The sequence below is a fragment of the Paenibacillus agaridevorans genome, from assembly GCF_003112455.1.
Taxonomy (GTDB): Bacteria; Bacillota; Bacilli; order Paenibacillales; family Paenibacillaceae; genus Pristimantibacillus; species Pristimantibacillus agaridevorans.
In genome coordinates this window covers 278,625-289,356 of sequence record NZ_BDQX01000281.1, presented here as the reverse complement: position 1 = coordinate 289,356, position 10,732 = coordinate 278,625, and the positions used below count along the sequence as shown (strand labels likewise).

General features: G+C 46.0%; 7 protein-coding genes. All 7 read right to left on the bottom strand.

The window, feature by feature from the left end:
• On the bottom strand, positions 1-1,329 hold a 1,329-nt coding region (locus tag PAT3040_RS23450; protein WP_146200524.1), incomplete at its 3' end, for a DUF5060 domain-containing protein.
• A gap of 37 nt (positions 1,330-1,366) precedes the next feature.
• Positions 1,367-2,200 carry a carbohydrate ABC transporter permease gene (locus tag PAT3040_RS23445; RefSeq protein WP_108994588.1) on the bottom strand — a complete coding sequence of 278 codons (834 nt, stop codon included), beginning with the start codon at positions 2,198-2,200 and terminating at the stop codon, positions 1,367-1,369.
• Positions 2,200-3,072, bottom strand: a complete 873-nt coding sequence (locus PAT3040_RS23440; protein WP_108994587.1) for a carbohydrate ABC transporter permease — start codon at positions 3,070-3,072, stop codon at positions 2,200-2,202. The genes PAT3040_RS23445 and PAT3040_RS23440 overlap by 1 nt, the downstream gene beginning before the upstream one ends.
• 88 nt (positions 3,073-3,160) lie before the next feature.
• Positions 3,161-4,525: an ABC transporter substrate-binding protein gene (locus PAT3040_RS23435; RefSeq protein ID WP_108994586.1), complete on the bottom strand. Its 1,365-nt coding sequence runs from the start codon at positions 4,523-4,525 to the stop codon at positions 3,161-3,163.
• 106 nt (positions 4,526-4,631) lie between these two features.
• Positions 4,632-6,194 (bottom strand): response regulator transcription factor, encoded by a 1,563-nt coding sequence (locus tag PAT3040_RS23430; protein WP_087570580.1) that lies wholly within the window; start codon positions 6,192-6,194, stop codon positions 4,632-4,634.
• On the bottom strand, positions 6,194-7,951 hold the full coding sequence (locus PAT3040_RS23425; RefSeq protein ID WP_181376787.1) for a sensor histidine kinase: 1,758 nt from the start codon (positions 7,949-7,951) through the stop codon (positions 6,194-6,196). The genes PAT3040_RS23430 and PAT3040_RS23425 overlap by 1 nt, the downstream gene beginning before the upstream one ends.
• A 236-nt stretch (positions 7,952-8,187) precedes the next feature.
• Positions 8,188-10,668 carry a glycoside hydrolase family 38 N-terminal domain-containing protein gene (locus PAT3040_RS23420; RefSeq protein ID WP_108994584.1) on the bottom strand — a complete coding sequence of 827 codons (2,481 nt, stop codon included), beginning with the start codon at positions 10,666-10,668 and terminating at the stop codon, positions 8,188-8,190.
• Positions 10,669-10,732 lie beyond the last annotated feature (64 nt).

Genomic DNA, 10,732 nt, shown 5'->3' with positions numbered 1-10,732 from the left:
TGTAAATCCTTGACTGACACGATGATCGACAGCATATTTGAATTGCGAATCGATTCCTTCTACGCTCGATCCTTCAAAACGCTCGGAAGGCATGAACCAATGAGTATCGCCAAGATAAAAAAACGGAGTTCCATCGTTGTAATTAAAGTGGCGATCATTGTCTCCAATTTGTAGAAATCCGCGCTTATACAAATCCAGTACACCAGAATAAGGCGTAGCCTGAAAAGATATGGCACTGCTCCTGTTAAGTCCAGTGTCATCAGCAGATGGATCAGCTTCTACCGTCATACTCCATGTTCCCGTAACAGTAGGAGCAAATCTAACCTTCCATATGCGCCCCCCGTCCCAAAATGCGGGGCGAGTGATTTGAATGCCGCCCGGTCCCGTAAAGGTTGCAACGACATCCACATCTGCGAAGGGATCATTGTACGTTTTCGAGCTCATCAAGGACAGCTCCATGCTACGCCACTGCTCAATCGATTCACGTATGACGATGTCTGTTGTTGCTGCAACCCCCGAGCCGTCCAATGCCTCGGCCGTTACGGTAACGGTTCCTGCTGTAATCGCTGTCAGGAAACCTGTAGCGGCATCGATTACCGCCATTCCCGAAGAACCCGGTTTCGGCTCGACACTCCACGTTACGGACTGATTCGTCGCATTGCTTGGTTGTGCCTCAGCTTTCATTTGCACAGAGAAACCCGGCAGAACCTCCATTGTTACTCCACCTGTCATATTGAATTGCTCCACCTCTATGAAAGAGGAGTAAACCTGAATTTCATAAATGTTGACATAAACCTGATCTGCACTGATTCTGACATAACGACCCTTTGTATTCGCCGGGAGCATTGCTCCGAATACATTGTGATCCAGGATGTTGGTTGTCGTCGTATTCAGCAAATACTCATACTTGCCTATTCCGCCGTCTCCGGAGACCACCTCTGTCCAATTCACGGCATCGTCGGAGACGTACACCTTATTTGTTTTGTTCCAATGCCGGGCGTAATGGATCGCTACATAGTCCAACGTTTTTTTTCGTCCCAAATCCAGATACAGGTCTATAAATCCTGTCGACGCTCCCGAGAGCGTACCAAGATCGCCATCGGTCAGGTTGCTTTGCACGCCATCATGAATGACCATACCGTTGTAGGGGGTAACGGGTGCCCCTTGCGATACAATTAATGAGCCTGGAGGAGCCTCCGCATATCGTTTCGACCCATCTGCAGATGTAATAACCAGTGGTGCAGTCGACATAAGCAGGGCGAAGCCAAGAAGCCAAATGAACGATCGTTTGAAAAAACTTACTTGAATAACATCCGTAAGCGTTAACATAACTGGTTCATCCTCCCATGGTTGTGCCAATTAAAACTCAACCTTTCAAAGAACCAACAATAAGCCCTTTGATCATGTATTTCTGTGTGAATATAAACAGGAGTATGAGCGGTAATACCGCCAAGGCCGACAGAGCGAATACAGGGCCATAGTCCATCGATTGTTTATTGGCATAAAATTGTACGATCTGCGGCATCAACGTCATCTTCGACTCCGACTTCAAATACAGCAATGGACCCATAAAGTCGTTATATATGGCAGTCACATTGGTAATTAAGATCGTCCCCGTGGCAGGCAATAACAGGGGCAGCACGATACGGGCAAAAGATTGCATGGGCCCGCATCCGTCAATGAAAGCCGATTCCTCGATTTCCTTAGGGATCGACTTCATAAAACCTACATAAATAAACGTCGCGATCGGAATTGCGCCTGCGGCATAGAGCAATACCATAAAGGTGCGGGTATCAATTAATTGAATACTTACACCCATTTTAAAAATGGTCACCATTGTTGTCTGAAGCGGCACAATCATCCCGGATAAGAATAAATAATAGATGGCTTGAAACCAGCGATTCTTGACCCTGGCGATGGCATATCCCGCCATTGAACATATGACCACAATGCTAACGAGCGAGAAAGACATGATGACAATTGTATTAAAGAAGCCGTCAAGCAGCTTAACCTTCTCAAACACAATCGCAAAGCTGCCCCAATATAACTCTTTGGGAAAAGCGAAAGGATCATAGAAGATAGCCGGCGACTTAAAGCTCCCTACATATAAAAAGTAAATGGGATACAACAATACGCAGGCGAACAGGAACAGGCCGACTTCAATGGCAATATCTGTGGGGTTCCGGCGTTTCCTGACCATTACATCTCTACCTCCCTGCGTCTCGTAATCTGCAATTGTATGAAAGTAATGACCATTATAATGAGCATGAGCACGACGCCTGCCGCAATGGAATACCCGGCGTTGTTTTCTCTGAAGGCCGCATTATAGATAGCCAGCGCCAATGTATAAGATGCGGTTCCCGGTCCTCCCGAAGTTAAGATGTAGGGAATATCAAAGAGTTTGAGTCCTCCGACGATAATGAGAAAGGTCACGATCGTAATCGTCGGCATGAGCAGTGGAACGGTGATTTTCAGAAATCGCTGGATTGCTCCTGCCCCATCTATACGCGAAGCCTCATAAAGATCCGCCGGGATGGATTGCAGCCCGGCCAGATAGAAGATAACGCAATAACCTAGCCCTTGCCATTGCGTCAACAAGATGATAGTAATAAACACCGTATTCGTCTCGCCAAGCCAATCTCTGACCCAACCACTGAGGCCAAGCTGGTTCAGCACGAGGTTCAACGTACCCTCATAGCTAAGAATTTGGCTCCACACAACCGATAACACGACCAGGCTCATAATAACAGGAAAAAAAACAGCTGCTCGCAAGAAGTAACCGGTCACAAACTTGCGATTAAGCAATACTGCAATCCAGATCGCTAACGGATTCTGAATCAACAAACCGAACAAAGCCATCTTGAATGTATTCATGGCGGCGGCAATCATCTTACGATCTTCAAAGAGAAATGCATAATTGTCCAATCCGATAAATACCGGCTTACGTATAGAATCCCATGTTGTAAACGAGTAATAGAGGCTTCGGATAAATGGATAATAGGTGAACGTAATGAATAACAGCAGAGCAGGAAGCACGAACAAAGCGGCCGTCCCTATCCATTTTCTTTCCAAATGCGTGGCACTTCCCTTCTAACCTTATAGATAAGGGATAACCCCCCACTTATAGCGTGTGAAGGTTATCCCTGAATGTAATTGTCATTTATTCTGGAGGCAAGACGCGTGTTGCTTTGTCTTTCTCATGTTTGGTTTGAGCATCTTTCAAATCAGCAGGGCTATATTTAGCGCCCGACACGATCTTGGTCATGGTCTCCATTAAAGAGGTTTCTGCAGAAGAACTAATAAAGGCCTCAAACCCGTACATTGTTTTCCCCTTGTTAACAGCTGCTAGAAACTCGTTCATTGCCGTATTCGAATAGGTTACGTTCATACCTTCCAGAGGCGGCAATGATCCATTACCTACGCTATACGGACCCAAAATATCTTCATTCATAATGATAGCGATGAGATCCTTGCCTTGTTGTTGCAGCTTGGACTTTGCATTAAGCGATAAAGTCTCGCTTGGTGATAAGTTGATGCTGTAAAATCCATTGTCGTCAGGGAATTCAAAGTATCCGATATCAAACCTGGAATGACCTTTTTTCGTGAAATTCTCCTCTGCCGCGCCCGGCAGCCACGCTCCCTGAACAATCATCGCGGCATTCCCGCTAGTGAACTCGTCGGACGATTGCGGCCAGTCGATGCTAAGCGCTGTTTTGTTAAAATAACCTTTTTCCGTCAAGTTCTGCACTTTGTTCAAGAGAGCTTGAATTTCCTCCCCTTCCAGACTCTTTTCACCATCGTACAATTGTTTGTTGAAAGTAGGATCAATACCGTTTAATACGCTTGAGAAGAAATTGGACATAAACAACCCGACTGTCCAAGTATCCTTAAAGCCGAGTACGATTGGCGTCTTGTCTGCCGCTTTAATTTGTTCGCAAAGGGCCAGAAATTCAGCATACGTTGCAGGAGCAGCCAGTCCAAGATCATTAAAAATCTGTTTGTTGTACCATACTCCTGCACCACTAAGACCTAAAGTGCCCCCAAATATTTTGCCGTTAACCGTAGTCGCCGGTCTTGTTCCCGGGGATAACTGGCTGACCCAAGGTTGGTCCGATAAATCTACTAAATAATCAACTTCTGCATATTGATTTACTGTATTCTGATGGAAGAATACATCCGGAGCCGTATTGGAAGCTAACTCAGCCTTCAAACGATCGAAGTAGGTAGCACCCAGCAAGATATCCCATTGAATTGTCGCATTTGGATATTTTTCTTTGTACTTCTTTTCGACATTTGCTTTAAATTCCTGCATAAATGTACGATCATCGATGAACCATCCGCCTAATCGAATCGTAAATGCTTCATCGCTTCCCCCAGTGGCTTTCACCGTAGGCTCGGCTTTGCTCGTAGCCTGACTTGTTTCCGTTGCGTTGCCAGCACCGTTATTGTTGTTACTCGAACATCCTGCCATAATCACTGCGACAATCAGCATCAGCGAAATGAGCAGCCTCTTTTGTTTAGCCATTCTATGAAACCTCCTTTATGTGTCTGTTTTCATTATAGATTTGGAGGTTAGGCTTTTCATTGCGTACAGATGACTTGAATTTTCGTGTATATGACCAACTAGTCGTTCACTCCTTATTTATTCCGGACATCCGATACTCTTTGGGACTGACGCCCACTGTCTTTTTGAACAAATGGCTAAAATGTGCTGCATCTTTAAAGCCTGTACTGTATGCCACCTCGCTCATCTTGACATCACTTGCTAACAATTTTATTTTGGCTCTATCGATTCTGTAACTCCATAGAACGTCGCTGAAGGTTTGTCCGGTTACTCGCCTAATTAGCCGACTGAGATAAGAGGGATTCAAATACAGATAATCTGCCAATGTATTGAGAGAAATCTCGTCCGTATAATGATCTGCTATATACTGCTTCATCTTGCGAATGACGATGCTTCCGTTATCTTGACCTGAGGCTCTGATCAAATCCGTCACCTCGAGCAGGAAGGATTCCAAAAACTTCATGAGATCAGCCAAAACATCGAATGCAAGGAGCTTCCTGCGGATACTGTTAAAGTCCGGATAATGATCCTTAACCGATAACTCGCTTAGCACCTTCTCTGCACGACTTATAATTTCCATCATGTAATGCTGAATGAATGCTTTGTTTAATTGTTTGGACAACAGCTCTCTATAGACTTCACGCATTTGAGGAGCAATCGCATTCTTGTCAGCCCGCCGAATCAGTTCTTCAAGGCCGGCCAGCCTTTCCTGATCCCAATCCATTGTGTCATTGCTCAGCGAGGCAATCGCGCTGTAAGAGATAATGGATTGTTTCCCCAGTAACATGCGATAATCAAAACATTTCCGCACCTCTTCCCACCCTTGCGGAAGATGAAGCAGCGACGGCAGCAGACCACTAATCCCGATGGATACGCTGAACTCGAAAGCCTGGCGTGACGCTTCCAATACTTCCTTCGCAATCTTCATGCTGTCTCCGATTAATTCCCACTCCCCGTCCAACGGTTCGAACAAAAGGACAAACAGCCCACGATGATCCATGTACGTCCAAAAGTGATAAGGATATTTCCGAACCGCACAGGATATAACCTCCCTCAAGGAAAGCTGCGATAGCGGCTTACCCATCGTATGCAATAAGTCCACATTATCGATTTCCACAGAGAGAACGACAAGTCTGCGAGTAGTTCGATCTTCCCGATCGAGCCATTCTCTTTTACGATCAAGATTCATCTCCTCCGACAGCATGACATTAATGGTATTCTCCTGTTCCAGCGAATCCGTCTGATCATTATGTCGTGCATCCTGCATGACCATTTCTACCACACTGAACAATTCTTCCAGATGAACCGGTTTAGTGATGAAATCGATTACGCCAAGCTTAAACGCCTGCTTCGCATATATAAAATCATTGTAGGCAGACAAAAAAATAACCGGAAGATTGGGGTTGGTCTCCTTCAACTTCTCTGTAAATTCAATACCATCCATAACCGGCATTCTAATGTCCGTAATAATCAGTTCCGGCTTCAACTCCGCTACCCGATTTAATGCCTCATATCCGTTATGTGCCGTACCCACAATTTCACAGCCCATATCCTCCCATTCGTCAAGTCCTGCCAGATGATTCCGCAGCATATCCTCGTCTTCTACAATCATGATTCTCATGGTGTTCATCAGCCCTCCGTAAATGTCATTGGCAGCAAGATACGGATAACTGCTCCTTCTCCTGCTGTATCTATTATTTCCAGTCCATATCTTGCTCCGTATAGCAGTTTAATTCTGGTTTCCAATTGATTGAGTCCTGTTCCTAATCCCTTTTTCTCATTTATTGCTTCTGTTTGAGTGAAATCTTTTGTTTCCACAATCGATCCCGGTTCTTCTTGTCTTGTAACGCCGCCTCCGTTATCGCGCACTTCAAGAATCAAATCGTAGTCCAATTCATAGGCCAATACCTCAATATGGCCCGTAGTCATGATTTGACTGATGCCATGGATAACAGCATTTTCCACCAAAGGCTGCAAAATGAGCTTAGGCACTTTAACGGACAACAGTTCTTCAGGAACTTGTACAGTAAAGGTTAACCTCTCTCCGAGTCGATATTGATGCAGTTGCATATACCACTGCACAAATTGCACTTCCGTTTTCAACGAAATAAAGTCATTGCCTGGCGTTATTGAAAAACGAAGTATGCGAGATAGGGTTTGCACCATTTCGGGCACTACTTTAATTCCTTCGGGGCTCTTGGCAATGATTCCGACGATTTCCAGCGTGTTGTATAAAAAATGTGGGGACATATACATTTTTATGGCTTTAATCTCAGCATCTTTTTTATAGAGCTCCGCTTTATAAACCTTATCAATTAAGTCTCTGACCTCTGCAATCAGACTATTAAAGCTTTCGCTTAGTATTCCGATTTCATCGTACGATCTAATGCCTTTAATCGGCACAAAAACCTCTTTTTCCGCCTTGCGCATCAGCATCGTCAGCTTGCGAAGTGGCCCTGTTACACGCTTGAGCAGGACAAAGGTAAGCAGCAATACCACTCCGAGCGAAGCAATGGTTGTCCAGGCTGCAAACCTGCCCAATTGAATGATTTCATGATACAGTTCAGATCGACTCACTACGTTGAAGTACACAAAACCGGAGTAAAGGGAAACTCGTTTGTTTACAACAATCTGTTTGGACGTACGAGCCTGGAATAACTCTCCGACGGATTCGGGATTGCCCGCCGACAAAATAACATTTCTGTTGTTGGTAATGAAAAAGGAGCCCTCCGGATAAGAAGCATATAATTCCTTTATGGCTTCAGGCTTGAGCATGACAGAGAGATATCCCAGCTTCGTATTCGTTGTATAATCGATAATTTGAATGGAACAGACAAGGCGGGAATGATCAACAAAAAATGCCCATTCCGGTTTATCCCGTTGAGAGAACGGAAGAACGGTCAGCGCCAAATGGAATTCGGGATCCGTTGCATTCTCTGTCTTATAGATTTTCCCCGCTTCGTTATATAAGTAGATTGCGTCGATATAATTAATGCCAAGATCGGTGTTCGTTAGCACGAAGTTTAGAAATGCAATTAAATTGCTTTCTAGAGACTTTCGCTCTGCAAGATTAATCTCTCCTGTCGATGGGACCCTATCATTTTTCAGAACACTGATCATGACTCTGTCGTCTGCATAACCTTCCAAATTTTCTGCAACCGCTTTCAAAATAAAGTCGATTTTATCCGAGGTTTCCACGAGCGTATGGCTTCTCGATTCGAGAAGCCTTGTTTCAAATATGCTCTTGGAACGCAGGTAAAAGGTCGTGCTGACAAGCGCAAGCGGTATAACAGTAAGCAGCGAATATAGAATGACCATTTTATAGAATAGTTTGGAATTAATTTTCCGCCATACCGTACGAAAAAGTGATATTGGATGGATTCGCAATTGGTTTCTCCTTTCTATCGATGTTCTCATGTCTGAACTAATTTTATTTTAGCAGGTTAATTCGTAATTACGTAAGGGTTTGTTGACGTCGCTTGCAAATGGTTTTATCAATGAAAAAGCATGCCCTCAGCGGAATGCCGAAAGAGCATGCGGGGAACTATGGACGTCCTGGTAAGACGGCAACCGGTAGCGCTCATCCGATTCGATTCTTTGGACTAAACGACCTCTCTCGTTCATTATTGTTCCAACAAAGCCACCTCGGAAATCGTACCTTCGATTGGATCCAGTCGCAACGTTTTCACTTCAAAGCCAGATAACGATACGGGAATGGACTTCCCGCTTCTCCCGCTTCTCCCCAGGATGATCGCCGTTTCGCGAGCTTGTCCCGTAGGTTCAAAGAGACGCAAGATGTACCCATCGCCACGCTCTTCGCGTTTAAATGTCGTTAATTGCACGACTTCATCTTCAAGCTCGAACGGACAACCCGGCAACTCGCCAAGGCCTGACGGGAAAAATGATAATACGAATGGTTTCTCTCCATGTGCAAGCGCTTCGCGATCGACGGCCTCCAGCCGTTCCTTCTTGTTCCCTGCATTCAGCCAGAACGTGAATTGGCGTTCTCCTTGATCCATACGCGGCAAAAAACGATCCTGAACGACAAGCGGTCTATCCAAAATAGGATGCGCGCAATAAGCAGGGGACCGCAACAACGTCATCCTGATTTCCCCGTCCTTGAAATCCGAACCATACACACCGTCATTAATTACCGTAAAAGCCGAATGACCGTCCACCGCTGCAACCCATTTCTGAGCGACCGCTTCATGACCATCATTCGGCAATTCAGCCACTCCGAACATCGTCTGTCCGCGATATGCAGCATGGTCACCGATCGTGGTTGGAATCGACCACTTCAGTAATTTATCCTTTTCGTTCCAGAAAACTCTGACGTGGATCTCGATTTCGCTTCCTTGTTTCGGTAGTTTGTAAGTTTGCACAATGTGAGAATCCCGATAGAAGAACAATGTTTCGATGACCGTACGCGCCTCTCCATCCTCGATTACACGAACCGATGGAAGCAGCCCTTTGTCCACCCCCGAGAAATCCGTTCCTTGACCTGGAGGCATCAACTGAAAACGCCCAAGAACATCTCTAAACGCATTGACGTCCATTCTCCACGGGTCTCCGTTATCGTTAACAACAAGGGGGACGCAAGCTCCCGGGGCTATTCTATTTTTACCATCTACAGCATACTCGTCGATCAGTCCTGTCAAAGCATTAATGACGACGTGCAGATCATTGGTCTGGAATACAAACTTCCCTTGATCCGCTGTGAGCGCAGGACTCGGCTTCTTGGCAAGCAGCTCCATTCGGCATTCGAATCGGTTCATAGACATCGGCGGCAGCTCGGCTTCGAAAACGACTTTTTTTCTCCAATCCAGATTAAGGTTGCTATCCTCCTTCTCCGGTTGGGAAGGAACGCGCACCCCGTCCTTAAAGACGATCGGCATAGAATATTCTTCATTCCAGTTCTGATCTTCGAGCATGAATTCACACTCCCATACGCCGCGAACCGGATACGGATGAGGATTATAAACAAGGATAGGATATTCTCCTTGTTCAGCGGCCGGCTGCCCGGCAGCGAGCGCAAAGAAGGCGCGCGCCTTCAGTTTGCTTAGGATCTCCAGACCGTGATCAAGCCCTCTTAGCGAAGTTTCCTCGACACTTTGTACCGACGAGCCCGGCAAAATGTCGTGAAACTCGCTCGTAAGCAAATCCTGAAGCGCGGCTTGAAGATCATCATAAGGATAGGAAAGCCCTGCTTCCAATGCGGCCATCGACAGCATTTTTTCCGTCATATATAATTCGTTCTCGAGCTTCCGATGTTTTTGCTTGATCCGAATTTGCGAGGTGTAGCAGCCTACGAATCGTGGATTCAAATCCCCTTCGAACGCTGGCAAATCTTTGACTTGAGCGAGCTCCGCAAAATAAGTTTCAGGCGTGGAGTGCACGATCTCGAAATCCTCCCTCGCTCCCTGCAGCTCTGCTATCAGATTCAGGTCAACTCTCGATGGTCCGCCGCCATGGTTGCCGACACCCCATAAGACGAGACCAATCGGCGCATCCCCATTCTCATCCATCCATCTAACGATTTTATCAACCGATTTGCCCAGTTGGGAATTATATCCCCCCCAGACCTTATGCGCCATGACCGAGCTTCCATTAAAGCCTTTCCAAATAAAATCTTGTGCAGGTAATGTCATCTCGTCCGGCCGCATGAAGATATAAGAATCGAAACCGGCTAAATTCAATATTTGTACAAGACCTTGGGAATGGCCAAACGGATCGAAGTTGATCGCCGTCGTCGGATCATGCCCTTCTCCGAATTTTTCACGGAAATAGGTACGCCCTGCGAGAATTTGACGCACCATCGATTCGCCGGAAGGCATATTGCAATCCGGTTGCAGATACCATCCCCCCATGATGTGCCACTTGCCGGAGGCAACCAGTTTGCGAATCCGCTCGAACAACTCTGGTTCATATTCTTCGATCCATTGGTACAGTATCGCTTCATTATGATTGAAGACATAACCTTCAAATTGTTCGCAGAAGTCGGCCGCTGCGCGGAAAGTGGACACCGCTGCGGCGGCGCCTTCTTCCCACTGCCATTGCCAGACGGGATCCAGGTGCGCGTTGCTGAGCAAATGCAATTTTTTCATTTGTACAAGTCATCCTCTCTTGTTTGACTCCCCCTATTGTGTCACAGCCAAACATGCTGTGAGA

Coding starts and splice junctions, on each gene's coding strand:
- PAT3040_RS23445 (WP_108994588.1), bottom strand. CDS start 2,200: ATGGTCAGGAAACGCCGGAACCCCACAGATATTGCCATTGAAGTCGGC.
- PAT3040_RS23435 (WP_108994586.1), bottom strand. CDS start 4,525: ATGGCTAAACAAAAGAGGCTGCTCATTTCGCTGATGCTGATTGTCGCA.
- PAT3040_RS23430 (WP_087570580.1), bottom strand. CDS start 6,194: ATGAACACCATGAGAATCATGATTGTAGAAGACGAGGATATGCTGCGG.
- PAT3040_RS23420 (WP_108994584.1), bottom strand. CDS start 10,668: ATGAAAAAATTGCATTTGCTCAGCAACGCGCACCTGGATCCCGTCTGG.